Source organism: Arthrobacter sp. 05L44 (assembly GCF_056397605.1).
On sequence record NZ_JBFTNS010000009.1, the window covers coordinates 117,012 to 142,084 of the forward strand.

A 25,073-nucleotide genomic window follows, 5' to 3' on the forward strand; every position below is an offset into this window, starting at 1 on the left:
GCTGTATGTCCTTAGCGGCGTTCTTGAGCAGTTCGCCGCGAGCGGCCACGTTCAAGCGTTCGTTGCGGATCTGCTCGTTGTGGCGGGGGGGGGTCGCTCGGAAACTCGTCACCGGACAGCGCTACGTCTGCGAAGTCCGCCGAATTGATGGGCGCATCGAACTCGGATGCCCGGTTCCGGGCGATCTCGTCCTTGATGCGCTGGTCGGCTGCGGCGTGTTCGGCGTAGCCGGGGAGACGGTCAAAGGCGTTGGATGTGATGGACATGGTTACTGCTCCTTCTTAGTGGGGTTCATGGATTCGTACAGTTCGCGGCCCTTTTGGACGAGTCCTTTGGGTTTGGTGTCTTTGCGAGTGGCCTCGCGGCGTTCTGCGCTGGCTTTGGTCTTCTTCTCGAATGTTCCGTCGCGGTAGGCGGCCATTGATTCTTTGACGTTCACTTGGTGCTCCTTTTGTTTCGGTCTTCCTGGAGGGTGATGATCGGTGCGCGTTCAAAGCAGTAGTAGAAAAATGCCCGCACCTTTTCGGGCGCGTCCCGCAACTGGCTACGGTGCATAAAGGCCGAGCGGAGATCGCCGTCGAGTTCGCTGACGACGACGAGGTCGAGAATGCCGGGGGTCAGTGCAACCCGGCCCACGACGGCGAACTCTTGGCGGATGAGGGAATCCCAGTCACGGTGTTCAGGGAGCCGGTGGTACATGTTCTTGTCCATGACGCGGTTGTCAATCAGGACGCAGAGACGACCTGAACAGTCCAGCGAATAGTCGACGGGCGCCATCTTGAACTCGGGGCCGTAGGCAAAGTCCAGCGACGACGTGTAGCCGTTCATCGCGCACCGTCCGTAAGGATCAGCTGGGGGAGGCCTTCGGTGGCAGCGGAGGTACGCACGGGGCTCCCATCGAGCAGCCCCAACACTTCTGCGGAGTCGTTGACGCTGACCCAGGCGAGCGGCTCATCGATATGGGGCGCTAGCGGGAGCTGGGCGTACACGACAGACGACAGCGGTAAGTTGCCCAGGGTTCCTGTCACCATGCCTTTGACGAGGGGCGACAGAGTCACAGGCGGGACTTCTGGACCCTTTACGACCGTGAGGCGTGAGCGACGCCTGGGCGGCGTGTACGGGGTTGGCTGGGTATTCATTTGGGTTCCTTCGGATTGATTGCATAGATGGATTACGCGGAGCGTCGCGGGGGTGGTGGGTCCGAGAACTGGCTGAAGTCCACGGTGACGATGAGGCTTCCAGCCGGTTCGTTGGCGATGGACCACAGCCAAGCGCCACCACTACCGAAGCCCTGTCGGCGAGCATTGATGGCAGGGTTCTTCATCCTGAGCCTGTGCTTACTAAGTTTTTTCGCATCAAGTCCCTCAGCTTCGGCTGCCACCATGACCTCCTGAGCGGGACGTTCACCGTTTCCGGTCAGGTAGTCGACCAAAAACGCCTGGTACTCATTGAGGTTGCTCGCCTGCCCCGTTGGCTCATCAAGGACGTCCTGCGCGGTCCGGTCCGATTCGCCCAGGAAATCGACGCGGGCAACGTCGGCGGATTCACCGTCGTCAAGGTCGACGATTTGTGAGACGAGGTTGAACTTGTACGACCCTTTCGACGTTCCGTAGTTGTTCTTGTCCTGAGTCATAATGCGTTCGTCTGTTGTGGGGTCTGTGACGAAAGCGAGGTACGAGCGGGTGAGGTCACGCCAAGCGTGGGAGCCAGATAGCTTGGCAGAAACGTCACCGGCACCCTTACCAAAGTGATTGATCAGAATGAGCGCCAGTTCAAACTCCTGGGCGAGAGCGATCAGCGGTTCGTAGGCGCGTCGTACGTCCTGAACTTGTTGGTGTCGCCAGCCATTAGCGACGGCGCAGGGTCAATGATGATGAGCTTCACGTCGCACTCATCGAGAACGTCGCGGAGCAATGTCACGTCAAGCGGAAACGACATGGTCCGCTCTCCTGTGTGTTCGTCAATCACCGTTTCGACAGTCAGCTTGAGGACCTTGTCGAGGTCAGCCCCGGCGGCGATCAGGCGGGGCACCATCACTGATGCCCAGTCGTCCTCAGGGCCGATGATGATTGCTTCTCCGGGATGTCCGAACAGGTCGCCGGTCAGCGTCCCGTTTGTCAGCTGGGCGACAAGACTCAGCGCAAACGTGGTTTTTCCTTCGCCACCCTTTCCGGCAAAGACAGTGGTGGTTGCTTGTGGCACGATGCCCTGGCCCTCGTGTTCCCAAAGCCACTTTTGCTTACGGGGTTTGATCTGGCTTGCTCGGGTGACGACGATGTATTCGCCGTCTTCACGGTCAGCCACGTCGGCCACCGAATACGGAACCGATGGTTCGCTCGATCTCGTAGTCGCCCAGACCGATCATTCGGGCCTCGTGGCGGATGGCCCGAAGTGCGCTCGTCTGCATGCGTGCGGTCATCTCAGCGGCGCGGCACAAGCACCAGTGAAGTACGTCGTTGCGGGTTCCCTGCTGAGCGTTTGCAAGGGTCATGATGAGACCGCCGATTGAGTGTGCCTGGGTCCCGGTGACACCATCTGTGCGGGCTCTTCGTGACCCTGCCGCAGCTAGTTTGATGAGCCATTCGTTCGGTTCCAGTGGCTCAACATCTCGAAGCGGGGTGTAACCGGGCGTGGGCCAGCAAACGACGTATCCGCCTGCCGAACGGATGTCGAGTCCCGGGCCGAGTTTGCCTACGCTATTGGGAACCCTGACCCCAGTCGGGGGGAGGAACACAACATGGCCACCGTGAGGGGTTTCCAGTTTGTAGGTCGGCGAAAGACCGCCGTGTTCGCGGATCAAGGCGCTGATACTGCGCATGCCCGCTGGACCGTCGATGTCCAGAACCAGATGGTTTTCACACGACATCGCAACGCCGTAGCCCGGACGTATGGCAACCTCCCCTGCGGGGGTTCGCGGCGAGGACTGCCATCCGGCTGCAACAGGGGCTTTGCTGGGCATCCGAACCGGAAACGTTGGAACTCGTCGGGATGGTAGCTCTAGCTTCGGGCGACCTGACGCACTCGTCTTATGTTTGTTGAGTGACGCTTTCAACGGTCACACAATCCTTTCCAGGGGTTCGCTGATTGGCCGGGCATCCTGTCGTTTCAGGTGGGGTGCCCGGCACTTTCGTTGGTTCTTCATCGTGCGGCTGGGTCGATCACGCTTGAGTCGAGCCACGCATCAAGATCTGACTTCCTGTAAAGGACGGACTTGGCCGTGGGGCGCAGGTACTTCGGCCCCGCTCCCAGGTACGCCAGCTGAGCAAGCGAGGCGGGCGTTCGACGCACGTACGCAGCGGCCTCCTTGCGATTCATGAGCGCATCAACGCTCCTGCGATTCTTTTCCACTTCTTTCCTCCGTTTTGTTCGATTGACTTCGCGACTATCGATCGTTACATTCGATACATCACACTAAATCATCCAAAACGGGCTGATGCAAACGGGAGAGTAAGGCAAAACTGATGAGATCCGAACCGTTACGTTCGATAGGCTGGTGGGCATGAGCAAAGCAATCAATGACGGCCCGGCCTCTAAGACGATCCGGAAGAACGTCCGCAGGTTGCGGGGGAGTCGCACTTACGCGGCGACCGTGCGCGAGATGAAGGAAGTTGCGGGTCACGCGATCCACGAAACGGTCCTGAAGCGCATCGAATCGGGGGAGCGTCGGATCGATGTTGACGACTTGGTCGGTCTCGCTTTGGCCTTCCAGGTCACGCCGGCCGAGCTTCTACTCGATCACGGAGACGACCCCGACGAACTCGTGGGAGTGTCGGGAGTCGAAGAAATCCCCAGCATGATCAAAGCCGCCGAGCGGCGGGACGTTTATGACTGGCTCCGCGGGCGAAGGCCAATCTGGATTCGAGAGAAGAGTGACCTTGACGAGTTCCGGGAGAGAGTTACCCCTGCTTGGGAAGATGTCGAGACCGTCAAGGCAGTCGAAGACGCACGAAAGGCTTTGCTGGCGGGTGGTTCTGTCACGGTCGTGGACGCTGATGGTGAACTGCTTTCGGCGGGGACGCCTACGTCACTGCATTCCGTCTACGATTCTGTGGAGTTCAAGCAGGCCGTGAGGCGGGCGATACTCGGTGGCTGACCACAACGACTCACACAGACCACGGCGAGACATCCGACAGACCATTGCAGTGTTGGGTCGGAATGATTACCCACGCGTGCCCACTGACGTGACGACAGAAAGGTGCAGACATGGCCTCCGTCGTGTCCTATGAAACCAAAACCCTAGGCAAGCTGTGGATGGTTCGATACAGAACTCCCGACGGCAAGCAGACGATGGAGCGCGGGTTCAAGACCAAACGCGACGCAACCCAGTGGATGAACAGCATGGAGGACTCGAAGGCCAAGGGGTCATACGTGGGAACCGCCGCTGGTCGGATCACGCTCGAGGAACTTTCCGTCCGTTGGTTCGACTCGCGGATCGACCTGAAGCCCACGACGCTGTCGAATTACAGGCATTCTCTGGACAAGCACGTGCTGCCGAAGTGGGGACACCGTCAGATAGCTACGATCACCAAACCCGAGGTTGAATCATGGGTGAGATCCCTGTCGCAGAATCTCAAAGCAGCATCCGTGCGAATGCCGCTGAACACCTTGGGCATCATCCTGAAATATGGAGTTGCCGAAAACAGGCTCGCACGAAATGTCTGTGAAGGCGTCAAGCTCCCGCAGATCGTGAGCAGACGACACGGGTACCTGAACCATGAACAGGTGGACGCACTCGCCGCCCACTGTAAGGACTACGGAGACGTAGTCCTTTTTCTTGCCTACACGGGCCTCAGATGGGGAGAGATGGCGGCGCTGAAGGTCAAGAGCCTGAACATGCTCAAACGAAGGATCGATGTTTCCGAAGCGGTCGCCGACGTGCGGGGCCACATTGTCTGGGGAACGCCGAAAAACAAGGAAGCGAGGAGCGTTCCGTTTCCTGCGTTCTTGGCCGAATCACTTGCTCGGAGATGCGAAGGCAAGGGAAGAGATGACCTGGTGTTCACTGCCCCCGATGGGGGAGTGATGCGCGGGAACAACTTCCGGAAGCGGAAGTTCAATGCCGCGGTCGAGGCTTTACAGTCGGAAGATCCTGCCGCGCCAGTCATCACCCCGCACGATCTCAGGCACACCGCCGCGTCCCTCGCCATATCCGCCGGGGCAAACGTAAAGGCCGTTCAACGGATGCTCGGTCATCGAGACGCGGCGATGACTCTGAACACGTACGCGGACCTGTTCGAAGATGATCTGGACAAAGTCGCCGACGCACTCGACGTCGCTCGGCGAAAATTTATGTGATCACGATGTGCTCACGCGCTCGCAGGTGGGTAAAACAAAAACCCCGTGTCATCGTTTTTTACGCGATAACACGGGGTTCTTCTCGAGCTTCCTATCAGAATCGAACTGATGACCTTCTCATTACGAGTGAGACGCTCTACCGACTGAGCTAAGGAAGCAACCGCGTGAACGCCCGGCGAACCGGGCGGATCATGCAAGAGACAACTGTAATGGAGTCTTTGCGCCCGGGTCAAAATGAGCCGGGCGGTGGCCTCCGGCGCGTCAGCAGACCGTGTTATCAGCCGGCGTTTTGCCGTCCACGAGGTACCCGTCCACGGCCTTTTCGATGCAGCTGTTGGAGCGGCCGTAGGCGGTGTGCCCCTCGCCCTTCCACGTCAGCAGCGAGGCGGTGCCCAGCTGCTTGCGCAGGGAGCTGGCCCACTCCACCGGTGTGGCGGGGTCGCCGGTGGTGCCGACCACCACGATGTCGGTGGAGCCGGTGTACTTGACCGGCGCGGGGGTGCGGACGTTCTTGTAGGGCCAGTCCTTGCAGCTCGTGCCGCCGTAGGCGAAGTAGTAGCCCAGGGTCGGGGAGAGCTGCCGGAGCTGCTTCTCGTCCGCCCGCATCGCTGCCGTGTCGGAGGTCATCGGGTAGTCCAGGCAGTTGATGGCGTTGAACGCGAACGTCGAGTTGGCCGAGTACGTGCCGTTGGGCTCACGGTCGGCACCGAAGTCGGCCAGGCGCAGCATCGGGGAGACGTCCCCCTTCATCGCGCTATCCAGGGCCTGGGTGAGAATGGGCCAGTTGTCGTCGTTGTAGAACGGCAGGATGAAGCCGCTGACGAACATGGAGGCGTTGACCACACGCCCGTCCTTGGCGGTCTGCGGGTTCGCTTCGATCGCGGCGATGAGTTCCTGGATCTGCCGGATGGCCTCGTCCGGGGTACCGCTGAGCGGGCAGCCGCTCTCCTGCAGGCACCGGGTCACGTAGGCATGGATGGCCTTTTCGAAGGCTTTTGCCTGGCCCGCCGTGAGCTCTTCGTTGCTCAGCGACGGGTCCAGTGCGCCGTCGAGCACCATGCGGCCCACGTTGTCCGGGAAGAGCGAGGCATAGGTGGAACCCAGGAACGTCCCGTAGGAGTAGCCGAGGTAGTTCAGCTTGGCGTCGTTGAGCACACCCCGCAGGATGTCGAGGTCCTTTGCGGCGCTGACGGTGTCGATGTGGCCCAGGACGGGGCCGGTCTTCTCGGCACATTTGGCGGCGATCGCCTTGTTGTCGGCGAGGGCCTCGGCCAGCCCGGCGTCGGTGTCCAGCTTGTAGATCTTGGCGCGGTTCGCGTCGCGTTCCTTGTCCGTGAGGCACGTGACCGGAGCGGAGCGCTTCACGCCGCGCGGATCGAAGCCGACGACGTCGTAGTTGGAGCGTACCTTCTCGGAAATGTTCGTGGACCCGGCATCCTTGACGAAGTCGTAGCCGGAGCCGCCGGGGCCGCCGGGGTTGACCAGCAGGCTGCCCTTCTTGTTGCCGCCCTTCGAGACCAGCTTGATCGCGGCGAGCTCAATCGAGTCGCCGTCGGGCTTGCTGTAATCCACGGGAACCTTGACCTTGGCGCACTGGAAGTCACCTTCGCAGGCGGACCACTTGAGCTGCTGCGAGTAGAAACTGCGCAGCTCGGCCGGGGCGGAAGCGGCAATCGACGGATCGGGCGTAGACGAAGCGCTGTTCGAGCCGCCCCCGAACAGGGTGCATGAGGAGAGCACCAGGGCCAGCACCAAGCCCAGCGCCAGGGCGCTGGCCTTCCGCACGCCGAACCCCCGGCTTCGGTTACCTGCCGGCGATGGTGGAACTGACGTCATGCGGTTCTCCTTGGAACGTGGAACTGTGCGGATCGAGGCTGATCGGGTCAAATCAGGCTGGCGGCCATGGACTCGATGGCCAGCAGCGGAGCCACGTTGGTGGTGGTGATCCGCTGGCGGGCCTTGTTGATGGCATCCATTCGGGCAAGGGTAACTTCCGCCGTCGAGCGTCCGGCGAACTCCTGCAGCTCCTCGCGGAGTTCAAGGTTGACCAGTTCCACGGCATTGCCCATCTGGATGATCAGCACATCCCGATAAAAGGACAACAGGTCGGTCAGGGTACGGTCAAGCGAATCTGTGATGGACCGTTTGGCGCGGCGCTTCTGGTCATCCTCAAGCTGCTTCACCTGGCCACGCATCGCCGGCGGAAGCGGCCCGCTTTCGGGTGCCCCCAAGGTGGCGAGCAGCGCCGTCTTTTCGGCGGCGTCGCGCTCATCATTGGAGCTGTTGGCTTCCTCGGTGGCGATCTTGACCAGTTTGTCCGCCATCATCACGGCCGCTGTGATGCCGCGCAGGTGCAGGGGGAACCGCACGGTCTCCAGCCGCCGGTCCCGTGCCTCGGGGTCACGGGCCAGCCGGCGGGCGATCCCCACGTGGCTTTGCGCGGCGCGGGCCGCGCGTTCGGCAACTTCGGGTTCGACGCCGTCGCGCTTGACCAGCAGGGCCGCGACGTCCGCCGCGGGTGGCAGGCGCAGCGCCACGGGGCGGCAGCGCGAGCGGATGGTGACGAGCACGTCGGCCGGGGAGGGGGCACACAGCATCCAGATGGTGCGCGGCGTGGGCTCCTCGATGGCTTTCAGCAGCACGTTGGTGGTCCGCTCGGCCATCCGGTCCGCGTCCTCCACGACGATGATCCGCCAGCGGGCCGAGGAGGGCCGGTTGCCGGCGCTGGAGACGAGCTCGCGGGCCTCGTCGATGGTGATGGTGACCTTCTCGGTCCGCACGAAAGTCACATCGGAGTGCGTCTCGCCGAGGATGGTCTGGCAGGCAGGGCATTCCCCGCAGCCGCGCCTCGCCACGTCCTCTTGGTCGCAGTTCAGTGCCGCGGCAAAGGCCTTAGCGGCGTTGGACCGGCCGGATCCCGGGGGGCCGGTGAACAGCCAGGCGTGCGTGAGCCCGTCGCCCTCGGCGGCCTGGCGCAGCTGGGTGACGACGGCGGGCTGGCCCTGGAGGTCGTCCCAGACGCTCATGCCGAGCTGCCCTGGCGCAGCGTGAGCAGCGCCTCGACCCGTGCGAGGATCTGCCCGGCCAGCTCCGCCACGGGTTGTTGCGCGGCCAGGACCAGATATTGTTCCGGCCGGGCCGCTGCCAAAGCCAGGAACGTGTCCCGGATCCGGGCGTGGAACTCGTCCGCCTCGGATTCCAGCCGGTCCTCCGCGGCGTCCCCTGCCGTCCGGCGCCGCCGGCCGTCGGCGGGATCGACGTCGAGCAGCACGGTGAGGTCCGGCTGCAGGCCGGAGGTGGCCCACGCGTTGATATCCCGGACAGCCTCCGTGCCCAGGTTCCGGCCGGCGCCCTGGTAGGCGACCGACGAGTCGATGTACCGGTCAGTGAGGACGACGTCGCCGCGCTCCAGCGCGGGCCGGATCACCTGGCTGGCGTGGGCCGCGCGTGAGGCGGCGAAGATCAGGGCCTCGGTGTGGGCATCGATGTGGCCATGGCCGTGGTCAAGCACCAGGGACCGGAGTTTCTCGCCGATCGGGGTGCCCCCGGGTTCCCGGGTCCGCAGCACCGTCAGTCCGCGTGACTCCAGCGCCGCGGCGAGCTCGGCTGCCTGCGTGGACTTGCCGGCGCCGTCGCCGCCCTCGAAGGCAATGAACAGGCCAGGGAACGGGCCGGGAGTCTGGGTAGTCACCGCTCTAGCCTACCGATAATCACCGACACTTTAGGGTGGCCGGCGCGTAATGCCTTACGGGGCCGGGGCGGCCGCGTCGTACCCTGTGACCATGAGTCTCTCCCATGAACAGGCAGCCTCGCTTTCCGCCGAAACCGTGGTGGTGGCCGCGGGCCGACCGGCGCGTGAACGCGACGCCCCGGTCAACCCGCCGCTCGTGCTGTCCTCGACGTATTTCGGCACCGGACCGCTGGGTCCCGGAGACCGCGGCTACGGCCGGTATTCCAACCCCACCTGGGACCCGTTCGAGCAGGCGCTGGCGCAGCTGGAAGGCGCGGAGCTTCCGGGCCTGCTGTACGCCTCGGGTCTCGCCGCCGTGAGTTCCGCGCTGTCCCTGGTCCCGGCGCAGGGTGTACTGGTCATGCCGTCGCACAGCTACGCGGGGTCCCTCGTGATGGCCACCGAGCTGGCCCAGAAGGGCGCGCTGGAATTGCGGACCGTGGACATCGCGGACACCGACGCCGTGCTGGCGCAGCTGGCGCCCGCCGACGGCAAGCCGGCCAGCATGCTCTGGCTCGAAAGCCCCACCAACCCGATGCTCGGCGTCGCGGACATCCGTGCGCTCACCGCCGCCGCCCACGCGGCCGGCGCCCTCGTCGTCACCGACAACACGTTCTCCACGCCCCTGGTGCAGCAGCCGCTCAGCCTCGGCTCCGACGTCGTCCTGCACTCGGTCACGAAATACCTGTCCGGCCACTCCGACGTCGTGCTGGGCGCCCTGGTGACGTCCGACGCCGAGCTGCACGCGCAGCTGCTGCACCACCGCACCATCCACGGCGGCATCGCCGGGCCCTTCGAAGCGTGGCTCGCCCTGCGCGGGCTGCGCACGCTGGCACTGCGGATTGAGCGCTCGCAGGCCTCGGCCGCGGTCATCGCCGAACGGCTCAGCGGCGACCCCCGCGTCAGCAGCGTCCGGTACCCGGGGCTCCCCGCGGACCCCGGACACGAGCGGGCCAAGTCCCAGATGAAGGGCTTCGGCTCGGTACTGTGCATCGAGATGGCGCCGGCGGCCGGCCTCAGCGGGGCCGACGCCGCCGACCGGATGATCCGCGCCCTGCAGCTGTGGCTGCCGGCCACGTCCCTGGGCGGAGTGGAATCCCTGATTGAACGCCGCCGCCGGCACACCGCGGAACCGGAAAGCGTGCCGGCGAACCTGGTCCGGCTGAGCGTCGGCATTGAGAACGTCGAGGACCTGTGGGCCGATTTGCAGCAGGCTTTGGCCACACTGGACGGCTAGGCTGGGGGCATGGACGGAAGAGTGCTGATTGACATTGCCGAAAGAGGAATCTATTTCCTCCTCGCCCTCGTGGCCCTTGGCCTCGAGGTGTGGGCGTTCTTCGACTGCCTCCGGCACAAAGCCAACGCGTTCGAAGCGGTGTCCAAACGGACCAAAACGTTCTGGCTGGCACTGACCGGCGGTGCACTGGCCATCGGGCTGCTGTCCATTGTGGGCGGTGGCGGAGGGTTCTTCGGCCCGCTGGGGCTCTTCGGCCTCGCCGCAGTGACGGCCGCTGCCGTGTACCTCGCAGATGTCCGTCCCGCCGTGAAGGACGCCGGCCGCGGCGGCAGCAGGAACATGGGCCCTTACGGCCCCTGGTGACCGGCGGGGGCCACGGCCTCCCAGTCCACAGTGAGTTCGCCCAGCCGCCAGCGCGACGGGCCGTCCTGCACGGGCCAACCGCCCTCGCGCAGGGCCCGGCACATGGCCGTCCAGCGCTGCCGGTTTCCGAAGGAGGCCAGCGGCGCTGCGTCGAGCCACGCCTTGTCGAGTGCCTGCAGGTAAGTGTGGATCCGTTCGCCCGGCACGTTCCGGTGGATCAGGGCCTTGGGCAGCCGTTCGGCGATCTCCGAGGGAAGCTCAAAGCCGCCAAAACGCATGGACAGACCCAGGCTGAGGGGACGGTCGGCGTCGAGCGCCACCCAGGTGACCCGGCGGCCGATCTCGTCGCACGTCCCGTCGATGAACAGCCCGCCCGGAGCCAGCCGGTCCTGCACCAGCCGCCAGATGGCCGCCACATCCGCTTCCTCGTATTGCCGCAGCACATTAAAGGCCCGGACCAGCACCGGCCGGCCCGGCACCGGAAGCTCGAAGCCGCCCCGTGTGAAGCTGAGCCCGGGACGTTCCAGCGCCTTGGCCTGCCGGACCCGCTCCGGCTCGATCTCGATCCCCACCATGTGCACATCGGCCCTGACGGCGGACAGGCGTTCAAAGAGTTCGACGGCGGTGGCCGGGGAGGCGCCATAGCCGAGGTCGACCACCAGCGGGTCCGTGGCGTTGCGGAGACGCCAGGCCTGGGGGCCGGTCAGCCACCGGTCCACGCGCCGCATCCGGTTGGGGTTGGTGGTCCCGCGGGTCACGTTGCCCACCGGCCGGCCGGCACGGGAGGCTCCCGCGGCTCCGTCCCGGGCCGCGCCCTGGTTCCGGGGCGACGCCACCCGCTCAGCCTTCTGCACCACACGCCAACCCTATCGCCGTTGCGGTGAGGCGGGCGGCGTGTAACGCTCGGCACGGTCCGGGAGCGCTCGGCTAGGATAAAAAGCATGACTTACAAGCTGATTCTGCTGCGCCACGGCCACAGCGAATGGAACGCCAAGAACCTGTTCACCGGCTGGGTGGACGTTGACCTGAACGACCAGGGCCGGGCCGAGGCAGTACGCGGCGGCGAGCTTCTGGTGGAGAGCAACATCCTCCCTGACATCCTCTACACCTCCCGCCTGAAGCGGGCCATCAACACCGCGAACCTGGCACTGGAAAAGGCCGACCGCGGCTGGATCGACGTCAAGCGGGACTGGCGCCTCAACGAACGCCACTACGGCGCGCTGCAGGGCAAGGACAAGGCCCAAACGCTGGCCGAGTACGGCGAGGAACAGTTCATGACCTGGCGCCGGTCCTACGACACCCCGCCGCCGCCCCTTGCCGACGACTCGGAGTTCTCGCAGGTGGGGGATCCGCGCTACCAGGACCTCGGCGACGCCATGCCCCGCACCGAATGCCTCAAGGATGTCCTGGTCCGGCTGCTGCCGTACTGGGAGTCGGACATCAAGGAAGACCTCAAGGCCGGCAAGACCGTGCTGGTCACCGCCCACGGCAACTCGCTGCGCGCGCTCGTCAAGCACCTGGACGGCATCAGCGATGAGGACATCGCTGGCCTGAACATCCCCACCGGCATCCCGCTCGTCTACGAACTGGACGAGGACTTCAAACCGCTGAACCCGGGCGGCACCTACCTGGACCCCGAGGCCGCCGCGGAATCCATCAAGGCAGTGGCCAACCAGGGCAAGAAGTAGCCCTCCTTCCCACCCGGGATACAACGACGGCGGCCGGTCACCCCCAAGGTGACCGGCCGCCGTCGTATGGGCTGCTGCCGGGACGGACCAGCCGTCAGCTGTGCTCGATGCTGTTAGGCTGCCAGGCGCCGGTGACCAGGTAGGTGACCTTCTGCGCGACGGAGACGCCATGGTCCGCGAAGCGCTCAAAGTAACGGCTGGCCAGGGCCACGTCCACGGTGGTGGCTGCGGGTTCGGCCCAGTCACTGCGTGCGATGGCCTTGAAGACGCTCAGGTGCAGGTCGTTGACGGCGGTGTTGGCCTTCAGGATGTCGCGTGCCACTTCGAGGTCGCGGGTTTCCAGGAGGACGGTGAGCTTCTCCGCGATTTCGAGGTCGTACTTGGCGAAGCTCTTGAAGGTCTCCTGCAGCGGCTGCGGGATGACCACGGCCGGGTAGCGCAGCCGGGCGAGCTGGGCGATGTGCCGGGCGAGGTCGCCCATCCGCTCAAGGGAAGCGCTCATCCGCAGCGAGCCCACGATCATCCGCAGGTCGCTGGCCACCGGACCCTGAAGGGCGAGGATGTCGATGGCACGTTCATCGAGGCTGTTCTGCAGGAAATCGATCCGGGCATCCGCCGCGATGACATCCTCGGCGAGGTCGATGTCCGCCCCCTCAAAGGCGGTGGTGGCCTTCTCGAAGGCACCGCTGACCAGCTTCGAAATCTCGATCAGCTGCTCACCGACCTGGACGAGCTCTTCCTGAAAAACCTTACGCACAGGTGCGTCCTTTCCTCGGAAACGTCGCCGGGCACCACTGTGACCGGCCCGTTTCGTTTCACCGTAGCGGCGTTCAACCTCTCACCCTTCCAGTCTCCGGTGAACTGTTACGCCTCAATAGGTGAACGTTAGCTGAACCAGCACCGCAATCGCACCAGATTTCAATTTCGGCCGGGCCGCTGCGCATAAGCTAAAGCCGTGGATCCAATGCTTATCGGTGTGATCGCAGGCCTCATCGGCCTGGCGCTTGGCATTTTTGGCGTGCTGGCCTTCAGGATCAGCGAACAGCAGCGCAAGATCAGCGACGTCGAAACCGGCGATCCGTCACTTCCCGACGGCGCCGCCGAGGTGCTGGCCGTCGTCGGGCGTGCCTTCGTGGTGGTGGACGCCATCGACGGCGTGGTGCGCGCCAGCCCGGGCGCCTACGCTTATGGGCTGGTCCGGGGACATACGGTGGTGCACCGGCAGCTGCTGGAAATGACGGCGAAGGTCCGCCGCGACGGCGTCATCCTGGAGAAGCAGCTCGAGCTGCCCCGCGGCCCGCTCGGCCAGGGAACCATCGTCGTCCAGGTCCGCGCCGCCATGCTTGGTGAGGAATATATCCTGCTGCTCGCGGACGACCGCACGGAGATCACCCGTACCGAAGAGATCCGCAACGACTTCGTCGCCAACGTTTCGCACGAACTCAAGACCCCGGTGGGCGCGATCTCGCTGCTGGCCGAGGCGCTGGAAGCTTCGCCCGACGACGAGGAAGCCGTACGCCGGTTCGCCAAGCGGATGCACAAGGAATCCACCCGGCTTGCCGCGCTGGTGCAGGACATCATCGAACTCTCCCGCCTGCAGGGGGCCAACGTGGCCCAGCAGGCCCACCCGGTGGACATCAACACGGTGGTGGCCGAAGCCGTGGACCGGTCCCAGCTGCCGGCCGAAAGCAAGAACATCGACATTGTGGTGGGCGGCCGGGCCGACGCCATGGTCTACGGTGACCAGGACCTGCTGGTCACGGCGCTGCGCAACCTGATCGACAACGCCATCCGGTACTCGCCCGAGAACACCCGCGTGGGTGTGGGGGTGCGGGCCCGCGACGGCCTGGTGGCGGTCTCCGTCACGGACCAGGGGGAGGGGCTCAGCCCGGAAGACCAGGAGCGCGTGTTTGAGCGTTTCTACCGGGTGGACTCGGCCCGCTCCCGCCACACCGGCGGCACGGGCCTGGGCCTGAGCATCGTCAAGCACGTCATGGCCAACCACGGCGGCGAAGTCACCCTCTGGTCCCAGCCCGGGCAGGGCTCCACCTTCACCATCCGCCTGCCGGAAATGGAAGGCCAGGACGAGCCGGCGCAGGATCCCCGCAAGGCCCCCCACACTGCACGACACGATCGACGCGACGCCGTCGGCGTCCATGAACAAGGAGCTAGCGCTTGAGCCGGATTCTTATTGTCGAGGACGAGGAGTCGTTCAGCGACCCCCTGTCCTACCTGCTGGGCAAGGAAGGATTCGAGGTGGAGGTCGTGGACAACGGCCTGGACGCCATCACCGAATTCGACCGCAACGGCGCCGACCTGGTCCTGCTGGACCTCCAGCTGCCCGGGCAGTCCGGAACTGAGGTGTGCCGCCAGCTGCGCCAGCGCTCCTCCGTCCCGGTCATTATGCTGACCGCCAAGGACGCGGAGATCGACAAGGTGGTGGGCCTGGAACTGGGCGCCGACGACTACGTCACCAAGCCCTACTCCTCCCGTGAGCTCGTCGCCCGGGTCCGGGCCGTCCTGCGCCGCCACGGCGAGCCCGAGGAACTGGTCTCCAGCACCGTCCAGGCCGGTCCCGTGCGGATGGACATCGAACGGCACGTTGTCAGCGTCCAGGGCGAGCAGGTCTCCCTGCCGCTCAAGGAGTTCGAGCTGCTTGAGATGCTGCTGCGGAACTCCGGCCGGGTCCTGACCCGCGGGCAGCTCATTGACCGGGTGTGGGGCTCCGACTACGTCGGCGACACCAAAACCCTGGACGTGCACGTCAAGCGGCTGCGCAGCAAGATCGAGCCGGACCCCTCGGCGCCCCGGTACCTGATCACGGTCCGGGGCCTGGGCTACAAGTTCGAGCCGTAGCCGGATCCCGCACAAGCCGGCACACACAAAAGGAGGGGCACCGTGGGGTGCCCCTCCTTTCGTGTGTGGCTGGACTGCCGTTGCCGGGGACTGCCCGGCGTCGGGCTGAAGCGTCGGGCTACGGCGTCGGCGTGGCCGAGGGGGTCTCCGACGTCCCCGGGGTGGCGGATTCGGAGGGGGTGGCCGTGCCGGACGGGGTCGCGGAGCCGGTGGGCTCGGCGGTGGGGAGGTACTTCTTGTAGTCCGTGATGGTGGCGTCCAGGACCGGCATCTTGAACTTGGCGGTCTTGCTGGTGCCGTCCTCGCTGATGGTGACCTCCACGAGCGAACCCGGCTTGCCGCCGGAGGTGCTCAGGATCGCCGGGTCGGCGGACTCGTTCAGCAGGACGTAGGAGTTCTTTTTGACCGGGACCTGGGTCTCGGATCCGCTGGCGCCGTCGATGGTGAGCTTCACATCGCGGGAGGAGGTGTTGTAGACCGCGCCGAGCACGCGGCCGGGCTTGTTCTCACCGTCTGCGATGACCATCATGTTGCGGAGCTGGAGCGGGCCCAGGTCCGTCCGCGTTCCATCGGAGGCAGAGTACTGCTCAGTGGTCTGCTGGGGGTTGATATAGCCGCAGCCGGTCACCGACAGCACGCTGATGCCAAGTGCAGCCGTTGCCATTGCCAGCTTGCCGCGCCGGCCCCGGGTCATCGCAGTGAAACGCACGTCACGCACTCCTTGAGAGTCTTGAAACATTATTCAGGCATAGCCTATCCGCTAGTGCCCTCAAACGCGGATTCGGGACCGCGGATGAGACGCCGGGCAGCGAAGCCGGAGGGCCTTGGCACGGGGTGGCCAATGCACTATTATCCGCATCCGTCAAGGGCTTTAAGCGGCCGATTCACGCCATTTTCCGCGGATTTACGCGGTTTCCGAGGCCGATCCATGGCAGTCGTATGCCTTAATCGTGATAAACTGGTCTGCGGGAAAGGGGAATGTCCACATGGTTTTTGAGGTCGGCGAGACAGTAGTTTACCCTCACCACGGTGCAGCAAAAATTGAAGAAATCAAGATGCGCACTGTCAAGGGCGAAGAGAAGATGTATCTCAAGCTCAAGGTGGCTCAGGGTGATCTGACCATTGAAGTTCCAGCAGAAAACGTTGACCTTGTTGGGGTCCGGGACGTAGTGGGCAAGGAAGGCCTGGAGCACGTATTCGACGTGCTGCGGGCCGAGTTCACTGAAGAGCCCACCAACTGGTCGCGTCGTTACAAGGCAAACCTGGAGAAGCTTGCTTCCGGTGACGTCATCAAGGTGGCAGAGGTCGTCCGCGATCTGTGGCGCCGGGACCACGACCGGGGTCTCTCCGCAGGAGAGAAGCGCATGCTGGCCAAGGCCCGCCAGATTCTGATTTCAGAACTGGCACTGGCCGAGAAGACTGATGAAGAGAAGGCCGCAAGCGTTCTCGACGAAGTCCTGGCTTCCTAACTAAGAATCGAACCCCGGTGGCGTAACGGCCGCCGGGGCTTCTTTTTGCCCTAAATCGCCCCGGACGGGCCCCGGCCCGGCGCCGGGACGTAGTGTTGTCCGCATGAACACTGCATCGACAGCCCAAACGACGGCGGTCGTCGTCGTCGCCGCCGGATCCGGCCAGCGCCTGGGCTACGGCATGCCCAAGGCGAAGGTGCCGCTGGGCGGCGACAGCATCCTGATGCACGCCCTGCGGGGCGTCGCGGCGGCAGGCGTTGCCCGGCAGATTTGTGTGGCCCTCCCGCCGGGAGACCCGGAGCTCCGGGCCCAGTGCGAGGCATTTGCCGCCGAACTGCAGGCCGAGCACCGCCGCACCACCGCATCCGGGACCGCCGTGCAGGTCCCGGACGTGACCATCGTCGACGGCGGCGCAAGCCGTGCCGATTCCGTCCGCGCCGCACTTTCGGCGCTCACCCCGGGCATCCGCTCCGTCCTGGTCCATGACGCCGCCCGCGCCCTCGCCCCCGAAGCCGTGTTCCACCGGGTTGCCGCGGCGCTCACCGCCGGCGCCGTCGCCGTCATCCCCGTGATCCCCGTCGTCGACACCATCAAGACAGTGGATCCGGCCCTCGGCGCCGACGCGGACATCGCCCCCGAAGTGGTCACCGGCACCGCGCCGCGGGAGATGCTGCGCGCCGTGCAGACCCCCCAGGGCTTCGACCTTGCCACCCTGCAGCGCGCGCACGTGGCTGCAGCCGAATTCGACGGTGCCCGGGAGGCGGCCGTCACGGACGACGCCATGCTCGTAGAGATGCTCGGTGTCCCCGTCCATGCCGTGCGCGGCGCCAGCCAATCCCTGAAGATCACCACGCCGCTGGACCTGATCCTCGCCGAGGGCCTCCTGGAGGGCCCGCTCGGCGCGCGCTGGGTGGAGGGCTAGATGGGCGGGAACCAGCTGTCCGGGCCGCCTATCCCGCGGACCGGAATTGGCATCGACGTCCATGCCTATGCCCCGGCTGACGCACCCCAGCCGCTGTGGCTCGGCGGCCTGTTCTGGGACGGGGAGCGCGGGCTCGCCGGCCACTCCGACGGGGACCCGGTGGCGCATGCCGCGGCCGACGCCCTGTTTTCCGCCAGCGGTATGGGCGATCTCGGCACCCACTTCGGCACGGACCGCCCGGAATACGCCGGCGCGTCCGGGGTCACGCTGCTGGCCGCGGCCGCCAGGATCGTCCGTGCCGGCGGCTTCGAGATCGGCAACATCGCCGTGCAGTTCGTAGCCAACCGGCCCAAATTCGGGCCCCGCCGGGAGGAATCCCAGCGGGTCCTCAGCGAGGCCGCAGGCGCGCCCGTCAGTGTCTCTGCCACCACCAGCGATGGCCTCGGCTTCACCGGCAGGGGAGAGGGCATCGCCGCCACGGCGACGGCCCTGGTCTACCCGGCGGGGGGAGCCGGAACGGCGTAACTGGCCTACGCTTAAGGGACAACCCCCCTCCGGAAACGTCAGGAACCTCCCGTGAAAAAGCTGTTGCCCGTTCTCGCTGTGGCCGCCGGCATGCTGCTGGCCGGGTGCGCCGGTTCCGCGACGCCGTCGGCTCCGACGACGCCGCGCATGAGTGTCCAGGAAAGCTGCAAGTTCCTCACCACCGATACGTTCGCGCCGACGGGGAATGACAAGGAAAGGGCCGGCCAGATCGGCCAGCACTACCAGGAAGTCGCGGACAAGGTGGCTCCGGAAGTCTCGGAACCGATCCAGCAGATGGCCAACATCATGAAACAGGTAGGATCCAGCGCCACCGGCCGACAGACCCCGGAGCAGCTGACCCAGCTCCGGCAGCAGATGGACAAGATCGGCGAGCACTGCAAGTAGGCCGCCCGGCCGGCCGGCGGGCATCGGCTAATCTGGAGCGGTGACCCTGCGCTTTTACGACACCGCTTCCGCTGAAGTCCGCGACTTCGTCCCCCTCGTCCCCGGCAAAGTGAGCCTGTACTACTGCGGCGCCACCGTGCAGGGCATGCCGCACGTCGGCCACATCCGGTCCGCGATCGCGTTCGACCAGCTCACCCGGTGGCTGCAATACCGCGGCTTCCGCGTCACGACCGTCCGCAACGTCACTGACATCGATGACAAGATCCTGGCCAAATCCGCCGACTCGTTCGGCGCGGATTTTGAGGGCGAGCCCGGCACGGTCCGCGAGGAGGAATGGTGGGCGCTGGCCTACCGCTACGAGCAGGAATTCCTCAAGGCCTACGACACCCTGGGTGTCTCCCGCCCCACCTATGAGCCCCGCGCCACCGGCCACATCCCGGAAATGCACGCCCTGATCCAGCAGCTGATCGACCGCGGCCACGCCTACCCCGCCCTTGATGACTCCGGCGACGTGTACTTCGACGTGCGGTCGTGGGCAAAGTACGGTTCGCTGACGCGCCAGCGGCTCGATGACATGCAGGGGGCCCCCGACGCCGACCCCCGCGGAAAGCGCGATCCGCGGGACTTCGCGCTGTGGAAGGGCCACAAGGAAGGCGAACCGGCGACCGCCGGCTGGGCCTCCCCTTGGGGAACCGGCCGGCCCGGCTGGCACCTGGAGTGCTCGGCGATGGTCACCAAGTACCTCGGCACCGAGTTCGACATCCACGGCGGCGGGCTGGACCTGAGGTTCCCGCACCACGAGAACGAGATGGCGCAGTCCCAGGCGGCGGGCCACGGTTTCGCCAACTTCTGGATGCACAACGGCATGGTCACCTATGCCGGCGAGAAGATGTCCAAGTCCATCGGCAACACCGTCAGCCCCGCCGAAATGCTGGAGCTCGCTTCCCCGCGGGTGGTGCGGTACTACCTCGGCCAGGCCCAATACCGGTCGGTGCTGGACTACCAGCCCACCTCCCTGGGCGAGGCCGCTGCCGCCGTCGAACGCATTGACGGTTTTCTCAGCAGGGCCGTCCGGACCATCGCCGGAGCCGACGGCGGGACACCGGCCAGCGGCGACGCCGGCCCCGTTCCGGAGGCCTTCGCGGCCGCCATGGACGATGACCTGAACGTCCCGCAGGCCTTGGCTGTGCTGCACGACACCGTGCGGGCCGGCAACACGGCGCTGACCGCCGGCGAACTCGACGGCGCCCGGCAGGCACTGGCCAGCGTCACGGACATGCTGCGTGTCCTTGGTCTCAACGACACAGCCGCCCCCGCCGCCGACGATCACGCCAACACCGCCCTCAGCGTCCTGATCGAGGCGCAGCTCGCGGCCCGGGCCAAGGCCCGGGCGGACAAGGACTGGGCGGCCTCGGACGCCATCCGGGACACGCTCGGGGCAGCCGGCGTCGTCGTCGAGGACGGTGCGGACGGCGCCAGCTGGAGCCTCAAGCGCGGCTGAACCCCTGCCCCGGCGGCCGGCTGCAGCAGCCCGGCGCCAGGCCGTGCGGTCGAGGATTTAGCTCGAGTCAGTAGACTGGACTTCAGACTTATCAACGAATCGCGTAGTTAAAAGGGTGAAACTCATGGCCAACAACGGTCGCCGCTCGGTCAAAATGAAGAAGGGCCCCACTGTCGGGACCGGCGGTCACGGCCGTAAAGCCCTGGAAGGCAAGGGCCCGACTCCCAAAGCGGAGGACCGCCCCTACCACAAGGCGCACAAGAACAAGCAGCTGGCCGAGCGTTCCGCGGCCAAGCGCGGAACCGGTGCCCGCAGCGCCGGCGGAGGCGCCCGCTCCGGGCCCAAGGGCCGCGCCACCGAAGAAGTGGTCACGGGCCGCAACTCCGTGGTGGAAGCCCTCCGCGCCGGTATCCCCGCCAAGGCCCTGCACGTGGCCATCCGCATTGAGATGGACGACCGCGTCAAGGAATCGCTCAAGCTCGCGGCCGAACGCGGTATCCCGCTGCTCGAAACCGGCAAGCCCGAACTGGACCGGATGACCGACGACGCCATCCACCAGGGCCTGGTGCTGCAGATCCCGCCGTACGAATACCAGGACGCCTACGAGCTGGCCGAGGAAACCATCGAGGGCTGGAAAAAGGGCCACATCGCCAACGCCCCGCTCTTCGTGGCGCTCGACGGTATCACCGACCCCCGCAACCTCGGCGCCATCATCCGCTCCGTCTCGGCGTTCAGCGGCCACGGCGTTATTGTCCCCGAACGCCGCTCGGTCGGCGTCACCGCCTCGGCCTGGAAGACCAGCGCCGGCGCTGCCGTACGTGTGCCGGTCGCCCGCGCCGCGAACCTGAACAGCACGCTCAAGGCCTTCAAGAACATGGGCATCTACGTGCTGGGCCTGGACGGCGACGGCGACGTGTCGCTGCCGGACCTTGCCCTGGCCACCGAGCCGGTCTGCATCGTGGTCGGTTCCGAGGGCAAGGGCCTCAGCCGCCTGGTCCGCGAAAACTGCGACCAGATCGTCTCCATCCCGATCGACTCCGCCATGGAGTCACTCAACGCCTCCATGGCCGTCGGGATCTCCCTTTACGAGATCTCCCGCCAGCGCGCCACGAATTAGAACCACAAACACCGCGGGGCCAGGAAACGCTCGTCGGGAGTCTCTCCCGGGGCGTTGCCTGACCCCGCGTTGCTGTGTGCGGAAGCGGAGGGGCTCCGGCCCGCCCTAGAACTTGTGGCGGTTGGCGAGGACGGGCAGTTTGGTCCGCGCGTCTGCGACGACGGCGGGGTCCAGGTCGGCGAAGAGCAGGCCCGGGGCGCCGTCGAGCTCCTCCAGGACTTCACCGAAGGGGGAGACGACGGCGGAGTGCCCCACCCCGGTGGGTGCGGAACCGGCAGCCTCCACCCCCTGCGTGGCGGGGTCGCCCTGGCCGCATGCCAGCACGAACGTGGTGGAGTCCACGGCGCGTGCCCGGGACAGCAGCTTCCACTGCTCCACCTTGCCCGGCCCGGCACCCCAGGAGGCGCAGACGATGTTGACCAGGGCGCCGCGCTCCGCGTTCTCCGTGAACAGGTCCGGGAACCGCAGGTCGTAGCAGGTGGCCAGCCCGAAGGTCAGGCCGCCGACGTCGAACGTCACCGGCTGGGAACCGGCGTCGACGGTGTCCGACTCGGCAAAGCCGAAGGCGTCATAGAGGTGGATCTTGTCATAGCTGGCGTCCACGCCGGCGCCGGTGGCCAGGAGGGTGTTGCGGACCTTTCGGCCGCCGCTTCCGGGGGTGAACATCCCCGCTACGATGACAATGCCCTCTTCCTCGGCGATGGCACGGACCTGCGAGGCCCACGGGCCGTCAAGCGGTTCGGCGATGTCCAGCAGCGAGTTCCCGAACGCGCGCATGGTCGCCTCCGGGAAAATGACCAGCTGCGCGCCGCCTTCTTTGGCTTGCCGGGCCGAATCCCGGACCAGATCCAGGTTCCGGTCGAGCTCGCGGCCGGTGATGATTTGAGCGAGTGCTATGCGCACGGTTACCTCCAAAATGGTGTATACGTAAAGTATGCAACGGCGAACAGGGGACGCGGCGACAGGCCGGCAGAAAGCCTACGAATACTTACGCGACCAGATACTTGTTGACCCAACAATGCAGGGTCAGTTCGTCAATGAGCAAGAACTGGCCCGGGACATCGGGGTCTCGCGCACTCCGGTGCGGGAGGCGTTGCTGCTGCTGGTGTCGGACGGGTTGATCGAGCTGATCCCCAACCGCGGGGCCCTGATTCCGGTGATTACCGGCCGCCAGATTGCTGAGTTGTTTGAGTTGCGCGGGGTGCTGGAGCGCCATGTTGCCGCGACCACCATCAAGGCCGGGACGGTTCCGCTGGCCGAGATGGCGCAGGCGCTTGAGGAACAGCACAAGGTGATGGCCGGGGCGCCGGGCCCCGGCGAGGAAGGGCGGGACCAGGCGACGGAATTCATCCGCCTGGATCAGCATTTCCACCAGCTCCTCATCGATGCCGGGGCCAACGACCTCATCTCCCAGACCTACAACAGGCTGCGTGCCCGCCAGGTCTTTGTTGGGGTGGAGGCCCTGTTCCGGACCCAGGACCGCCAGAGCCGGGTCTGCGACGAACACGACGTCATCCTGGCCGCGCTCCGGCGAGGTGATGTCGCGGCGGCACAAACCGCCATCGATCACCACCTCGCCGTCACCCTGGACCTGGTCCTGCGCGCCTAAGTCAGGCCGTCAGGCCCCGGCCCGGACCGGCTGCGCTCCGGCCAGGCTCCCGAGGTAGTCCTCGTCCTCGCGGACATTCGAGTTCCGGCCCAGGGCCAGTCCCATCAGCGTCAGGACGCAGGCGAGCGTGACGTAAGCGGCGACCGGCACCCAGCTGTTGAATGCGCTCAGCAGGACAGTGAACATCAGCGGTGCGATGGCGCCGCCGATCACACCGGCAAAGGTGTAGGCCAGCGACGAGCCGGTCGACCGCAGGCGCGGCGAGAACTGCTCCACCACGAACGCCGCCTGCGGGCCATACATAAAGGAGTGCGTCAGCAGGCCCAGAACGATGCCGATCACCAGCACCACCGGGGACTTTCCGGCAAGGAGCACAAAGAACACGTAGGACCAGACCGCGCCGGCGACCGCAGCGCCGCCGTAGACCAGCCTGCGGTTGATCCGGTCCGACAGGGCGCCGGCGAGCGGGATGCAGACGAGCTGGAAGGCGGAGCCGACCATCACAGCCACCAGCACCTGGTTCCGCTGCAGCCCGAGGGCCGTGGTGCCGTAGGTCAGGGTGAAAACGGTGAACATCGCGTAGAGGACGTCCGGACCCACGCGGCTCAGGACGGCGGCCACCAGGGGACGCAGCTCGTGCTTGAACACCTCGGTAATAGGCGCGTTCGGGGCGTCGCCGCGGGCCTCGATGGCGCGGAACACGGGCGTGTCCTCCAGCTTGAGGCGGATCCAGAGGCCGAAGCCCACCAGTACCGCGGAAACCAGGAACGCGATGCGCCAGCCGTAGTCGAGGAAGGCCTGGTCCGAGAGCAGCGTCGTCAGGAGGGCAAGGGCGCCGTTGGCGAGCAGGTTGCCCGCCGGTGGTCCGATCTGGGCGGCTGAGGACCAGAAGCCGCGGCGCCGGGGATCGCCGAACTCGCTGGAGAGCAGCACCGCCGAGCCCCACTCGCCGCCTACGCCGACGCCCTGGGCGAAGCGCAGCACCACCAGCAGCGCACCGGCAACCATGCCCACGTTGTTGTAGGTCGGCAGGAGGCCGATGAGGAACGTCGCCAGGCCGATCAGCATCAGCGTGACCACAAGGACCTTCTTGCGCCCGATCCTGTCGCCGAGCCGGCCGAAGATGATGCCGCCGACCGGCCGCGAGACGTACCCCACGGCGTATGTGGAGAAGGCCAGCATGGTTCCGGTCAGCGGATCGCTGGCCGGGAAGAAAATAGCCGGAAAGACGACTGCTGCCGCGGCCGAGTAGACGGCGAAGTCGTACCACTCCAGCGAGGTCCCGGTGAGGCTGGCGGCGAAGGCCTTCAGCAGGCTCTTCCGGTCCAGGGACCCTTCCGGTGCCGGCGGAGCCGCGGATTGAGTGTTGGCGGCCATATGGCTTCCTTTCGTTGCAGGTGACTGGCGTCACTCCCTATGCATGTTGTATACATTAGGCATACGATCCCTCAAATAGCGAGAGTTGTTTGTAAACATCGTGTGAAATCACGCCAGCCCGCGCAACGAAGGATGACCCATGACTGAACTGACATTTGAACTGACGGACGGTTCCACGGTTTCCGTTGAGGTTACCGATCTCCTGAACGCCGGCTATGCCGGACGCGAACAGGACGAGGTGCAGGCCCACATTGCCGAACTCGCGGAGCTCGGCGTGCCGGGCCCGAGCACGACGCCGGCGCTGTACCCCGTCTCCCCGTACCTTGCCGCCCAGCCCGACGTCGTCGACGTCCAGCACCCGCGCACCTCCGGGGAAGCCGAATGGGCCCTCATTATTTCCGACAAGGGGCCGCTGCTGACGGTGGCCTGCGACCATACCGACCGCGCCTTGGAGGTCCACGGCGTGGCGTGGAGCAAGAACGCGAGCCCCGACGTCCTGGGCAAGAAGGCCTGGCGGCTTGACGACGTCCGGGACCGCCTGGACAGCATCACCATCCGCGGCTGGGTCGTGGACGCGGACGGCCAGGAGACCCTCATCCAGGACAGCACCATGGGCGCCCTCCTCACCCCTGACTACTGGATCGAGAAGCTCGAAGAGCGCAACCTCAACAAGCCGGGAACCGTCCTGCTGTCCGGAACCGTGGCCATGGTCCACGGCGTTGACCAGTTCGCGCCGGCCTGGCGCGTGGAACTGGGGGACCCGGCCACCGGCGAAACCATCGGCGCCAGCTACCGCGTGCGGGAAATGGCCGCCCCGATCGGCTAAGGCCCGGTCGGCTAAAGTGCGGCCCGGCGCGGGCCGGGCCCGGCGCGGGCCGGGCGCAATCCCGGCCCGCGCCCCACTCGGCAGGGAAGAGGCCGGCGCAATCCGCGACGTATGGCGGTGGAAAAGCGGACCTTTGGTCATCCGCCGCTAAGC

The 25,073-nt window shown here is 65.8% G+C and carries 30 protein-coding genes and 1 tRNA gene; 15 read left to right on the forward strand and 16 right to left on the reverse strand.

What is annotated here, in order from left to right:
• Nucleotides 1-11: 11 nt before the first annotated feature.
• The 7 genes from AC1DHY_RS14760 to AC1DHY_RS14790 form a co-directional block, all read right to left on the reverse strand.
• Nucleotides 12-266, reverse strand: coding sequence for a hypothetical protein (locus tag AC1DHY_RS14760; protein ID WP_476903835.1), 255 nt, complete (start codon nucleotides 264-266; stop codon nucleotides 12-14).
• Between the two features lie 2 nt (nucleotides 267-268).
• Nucleotides 269-439, reverse strand: a complete 171-nt coding sequence (locus tag AC1DHY_RS14765; protein ID WP_476880521.1) for a hypothetical protein — start codon at nucleotides 437-439, stop codon at nucleotides 269-271.
• Nucleotides 436-828: a hypothetical protein gene (locus AC1DHY_RS14770; protein ID WP_476903836.1), complete on the reverse strand. Its 393-nt coding sequence runs from the start codon at nucleotides 826-828 to the stop codon at nucleotides 436-438. Before AC1DHY_RS14770 ends, AC1DHY_RS14765 begins: the two co-directional genes overlap by 4 nt.
• Nucleotides 825-1,058, reverse strand: coding sequence for a hypothetical protein (locus tag AC1DHY_RS14775; protein WP_476903837.1), 234 nt, complete (start codon nucleotides 1,056-1,058; stop codon nucleotides 825-827). Before AC1DHY_RS14775 ends, AC1DHY_RS14770 begins: the two co-directional genes overlap by 4 nt.
• A gap of 113 nt (nucleotides 1,059-1,171) precedes the next feature.
• The gene (locus AC1DHY_RS14780; RefSeq protein ID WP_476903838.1) at nucleotides 1,172-1,633 is read right to left on the reverse strand and encodes a hypothetical protein; all 462 of its coding nucleotides are present in this window, start codon (nucleotides 1,631-1,633) and stop codon (nucleotides 1,172-1,174) included.
• A gap of 161 nt (nucleotides 1,634-1,794) precedes the next feature.
• A complete protein-coding gene (locus AC1DHY_RS14785; RefSeq protein ID WP_476903839.1) occupies nucleotides 1,795-2,304 on the reverse strand; it encodes an AAA family ATPase in 510 nt (169 codons plus the stop codon).
• Complete coding sequence (locus tag AC1DHY_RS14790) at nucleotides 2,297-3,052, reverse strand: bifunctional DNA primase/polymerase (protein ID WP_476903840.1); 756 nt, start codon at nucleotides 3,050-3,052, stop codon at nucleotides 2,297-2,299. The genes AC1DHY_RS14785 and AC1DHY_RS14790 overlap by 8 nt, the downstream gene beginning before the upstream one ends.
• A 447-nt stretch (nucleotides 3,053-3,499) precedes the next feature.
• On the opposite strand from AC1DHY_RS14790, the gene AC1DHY_RS14795 reads away from it, so the two are divergent.
• Together AC1DHY_RS14795 and AC1DHY_RS14800 are read left to right on the forward strand one after the other, a co-directional pair.
• Nucleotides 3,500-4,093: a helix-turn-helix domain-containing protein gene (locus AC1DHY_RS14795; RefSeq protein WP_476903841.1), complete on the forward strand. Its 594-nt coding sequence runs from the start codon at nucleotides 3,500-3,502 to the stop codon at nucleotides 4,091-4,093.
• Between the two features lie 110 nt (nucleotides 4,094-4,203).
• Nucleotides 4,204-5,295, forward strand: coding sequence for a tyrosine-type recombinase/integrase (locus tag AC1DHY_RS14800; RefSeq protein ID WP_476903842.1), 1,092 nt, complete (start codon nucleotides 4,204-4,206; stop codon nucleotides 5,293-5,295).
• A gap of 85 nt (nucleotides 5,296-5,380) precedes the next feature.
• Here AC1DHY_RS14800 and AC1DHY_RS14805 read toward each other — a convergent pair.
• From AC1DHY_RS14805 to tmk, 4 genes are all read right to left on the reverse strand, one after another.
• Nucleotides 5,381-5,453, reverse strand: a tRNA-Thr gene (locus AC1DHY_RS14805).
• A gap of 103 nt (nucleotides 5,454-5,556) precedes the next feature.
• Nucleotides 5,557-7,131, reverse strand: coding sequence for an alpha/beta hydrolase (locus AC1DHY_RS14810; RefSeq protein WP_476878623.1), 1,575 nt, complete (start codon nucleotides 7,129-7,131; stop codon nucleotides 5,557-5,559).
• Nucleotides 7,132-7,178: 47 nt separating this feature from the next.
• Nucleotides 7,179-8,321, reverse strand: a complete 1,143-nt coding sequence (locus AC1DHY_RS14815) for a DNA polymerase III subunit delta' (protein WP_476878624.1) — start codon at nucleotides 8,319-8,321, stop codon at nucleotides 7,179-7,181.
• The gene (gene tmk, locus AC1DHY_RS14820) at nucleotides 8,318-8,986 is read right to left on the reverse strand and encodes a dTMP kinase (protein WP_476878625.1); all 669 of its coding nucleotides are present in this window, start codon (nucleotides 8,984-8,986) and stop codon (nucleotides 8,318-8,320) included. Before tmk ends, AC1DHY_RS14815 begins: the two co-directional genes overlap by 4 nt.
• A gap of 91 nt (nucleotides 8,987-9,077) precedes the next feature.
• On the opposite strand from tmk, the gene AC1DHY_RS14825 reads away from it, so the two are divergent.
• Together AC1DHY_RS14825 and AC1DHY_RS14830 are read left to right on the forward strand one after the other, a co-directional pair.
• The gene (locus tag AC1DHY_RS14825; protein ID WP_476903843.1) at nucleotides 9,078-10,262 is read left to right on the forward strand and encodes a trans-sulfuration enzyme family protein; all 1,185 of its coding nucleotides are present in this window, start codon (nucleotides 9,078-9,080) and stop codon (nucleotides 10,260-10,262) included.
• Between the two features lie 9 nt (nucleotides 10,263-10,271).
• On the forward strand, nucleotides 10,272-10,625 hold the full coding sequence (locus AC1DHY_RS14830; protein ID WP_476878627.1) for a DUF2516 family protein: 354 nt from the start codon (nucleotides 10,272-10,274) through the stop codon (nucleotides 10,623-10,625).
• Here AC1DHY_RS14830 and AC1DHY_RS14835 read toward each other — a convergent pair.
• Nucleotides 10,610-11,482, reverse strand: a complete 873-nt coding sequence (locus tag AC1DHY_RS14835; protein WP_476878628.1) for a class I SAM-dependent methyltransferase — start codon at nucleotides 11,480-11,482, stop codon at nucleotides 10,610-10,612. The genes AC1DHY_RS14830 and AC1DHY_RS14835 overlap by 16 nt on opposite strands.
• A gap of 84 nt (nucleotides 11,483-11,566) precedes the next feature.
• On the opposite strand from AC1DHY_RS14835, the gene AC1DHY_RS14840 reads away from it, so the two are divergent.
• Nucleotides 11,567-12,313, forward strand: coding sequence for a phosphoglyceromutase (locus AC1DHY_RS14840; RefSeq protein ID WP_476878629.1), 747 nt, complete (start codon nucleotides 11,567-11,569; stop codon nucleotides 12,311-12,313).
• 94 nt (nucleotides 12,314-12,407) lie between these two features.
• Here the strand turns inward: AC1DHY_RS14840 and phoU are convergent, their stop codons facing one another.
• Nucleotides 12,408-13,070 (reverse strand): phosphate signaling complex protein PhoU, encoded by a 663-nt coding sequence (gene phoU / locus AC1DHY_RS14845; RefSeq protein ID WP_476878630.1) that lies wholly within the window; start codon nucleotides 13,068-13,070, stop codon nucleotides 12,408-12,410.
• A 207-nt stretch (nucleotides 13,071-13,277) separates the two neighbouring features.
• On the opposite strand from phoU, the gene AC1DHY_RS14850 reads away from it, so the two are divergent.
• Nucleotides 13,278-14,492 (forward strand): sensor histidine kinase, encoded by a 1,215-nt coding sequence (locus AC1DHY_RS14850; protein ID WP_476878641.1) that lies wholly within the window; start codon nucleotides 13,278-13,280, stop codon nucleotides 14,490-14,492.
• Nucleotides 14,489-15,169, forward strand: a complete 681-nt coding sequence (locus tag AC1DHY_RS14855) for a winged helix-turn-helix domain-containing protein (protein ID WP_476878631.1) — start codon at nucleotides 14,489-14,491, stop codon at nucleotides 15,167-15,169. The genes AC1DHY_RS14850 and AC1DHY_RS14855 overlap by 4 nt, the downstream gene beginning before the upstream one ends.
• Before the next feature lie 118 nt (nucleotides 15,170-15,287).
• Here the strand turns inward: AC1DHY_RS14855 and AC1DHY_RS14860 are convergent, their stop codons facing one another.
• Nucleotides 15,288-15,878: a hypothetical protein gene (locus AC1DHY_RS14860; RefSeq protein WP_476878632.1), complete on the reverse strand. Its 591-nt coding sequence runs from the start codon at nucleotides 15,876-15,878 to the stop codon at nucleotides 15,288-15,290.
• A gap of 277 nt (nucleotides 15,879-16,155) precedes the next feature.
• On the opposite strand from AC1DHY_RS14860, the gene AC1DHY_RS14865 reads away from it, so the two are divergent.
• From AC1DHY_RS14865 to rlmB, 6 genes are all read left to right on the forward strand, one after another.
• The gene (locus AC1DHY_RS14865) at nucleotides 16,156-16,638 is read left to right on the forward strand and encodes a CarD family transcriptional regulator (RefSeq protein ID WP_026266570.1); all 483 of its coding nucleotides are present in this window, start codon (nucleotides 16,156-16,158) and stop codon (nucleotides 16,636-16,638) included.
• Between the two features lie 103 nt (nucleotides 16,639-16,741).
• On the forward strand, nucleotides 16,742-17,560 hold the full coding sequence (gene ispD, locus AC1DHY_RS14870; protein WP_476878633.1) for a 2-C-methyl-D-erythritol 4-phosphate cytidylyltransferase: 819 nt from the start codon (nucleotides 16,742-16,744) through the stop codon (nucleotides 17,558-17,560).
• Nucleotides 17,561-18,085 (forward strand): 2-C-methyl-D-erythritol 2,4-cyclodiphosphate synthase, encoded by a 525-nt coding sequence (gene ispF / locus AC1DHY_RS14875; protein ID WP_476878634.1) that lies wholly within the window; start codon nucleotides 17,561-17,563, stop codon nucleotides 18,083-18,085.
• A gap of 51 nt (nucleotides 18,086-18,136) precedes the next feature.
• Nucleotides 18,137-18,490 (forward strand): hypothetical protein, encoded by a 354-nt coding sequence (locus AC1DHY_RS14880; RefSeq protein WP_476878635.1) that lies wholly within the window; start codon nucleotides 18,137-18,139, stop codon nucleotides 18,488-18,490.
• A 40-nt stretch (nucleotides 18,491-18,530) separates the two neighbouring features.
• Nucleotides 18,531-19,991, forward strand: coding sequence for a cysteine--tRNA ligase (gene cysS, locus AC1DHY_RS14885; protein WP_476878636.1), 1,461 nt, complete (start codon nucleotides 18,531-18,533; stop codon nucleotides 19,989-19,991).
• A gap of 124 nt (nucleotides 19,992-20,115) precedes the next feature.
• Complete coding sequence (gene rlmB / locus AC1DHY_RS14890) at nucleotides 20,116-21,108, forward strand: 23S rRNA (guanosine(2251)-2'-O)-methyltransferase RlmB (RefSeq protein WP_476878637.1); 993 nt, start codon at nucleotides 20,116-20,118, stop codon at nucleotides 21,106-21,108.
• A 105-nt stretch (nucleotides 21,109-21,213) separates the two neighbouring features.
• Here rlmB and AC1DHY_RS14895 read toward each other — a convergent pair whose 3' ends face one another.
• Entirely contained in the window at nucleotides 21,214-22,011 is a 798-nt protein-coding gene (locus AC1DHY_RS14895) for a carbon-nitrogen hydrolase family protein (protein ID WP_476878638.1), read from the reverse strand.
• Between the two features lie 31 nt (nucleotides 22,012-22,042).
• Here AC1DHY_RS14895 and AC1DHY_RS14900 point away from each other — a divergent pair, with 31 nt between their 5' ends.
• Nucleotides 22,043-22,717, forward strand: coding sequence for a GntR family transcriptional regulator (locus tag AC1DHY_RS14900; RefSeq protein WP_476903844.1), 675 nt, complete (start codon nucleotides 22,043-22,045; stop codon nucleotides 22,715-22,717).
• 9 nt (nucleotides 22,718-22,726) lie between these two features.
• Here AC1DHY_RS14900 and AC1DHY_RS14905 read toward each other — a convergent pair whose 3' ends face one another.
• Nucleotides 22,727-24,094: an MFS transporter gene (locus AC1DHY_RS14905; RefSeq protein WP_476903845.1), complete on the reverse strand. Its 1,368-nt coding sequence runs from the start codon at nucleotides 24,092-24,094 to the stop codon at nucleotides 22,727-22,729.
• Between the two features lie 139 nt (nucleotides 24,095-24,233).
• On the opposite strand from AC1DHY_RS14905, the gene AC1DHY_RS14910 reads away from it, so the two are divergent.
• Nucleotides 24,234-24,920: a DUF2848 domain-containing protein gene (locus tag AC1DHY_RS14910; RefSeq protein ID WP_476903846.1), complete on the forward strand. Its 687-nt coding sequence runs from the start codon at nucleotides 24,234-24,236 to the stop codon at nucleotides 24,918-24,920.
• Nucleotides 24,921-25,073: the final 153 nt, after the last annotated feature.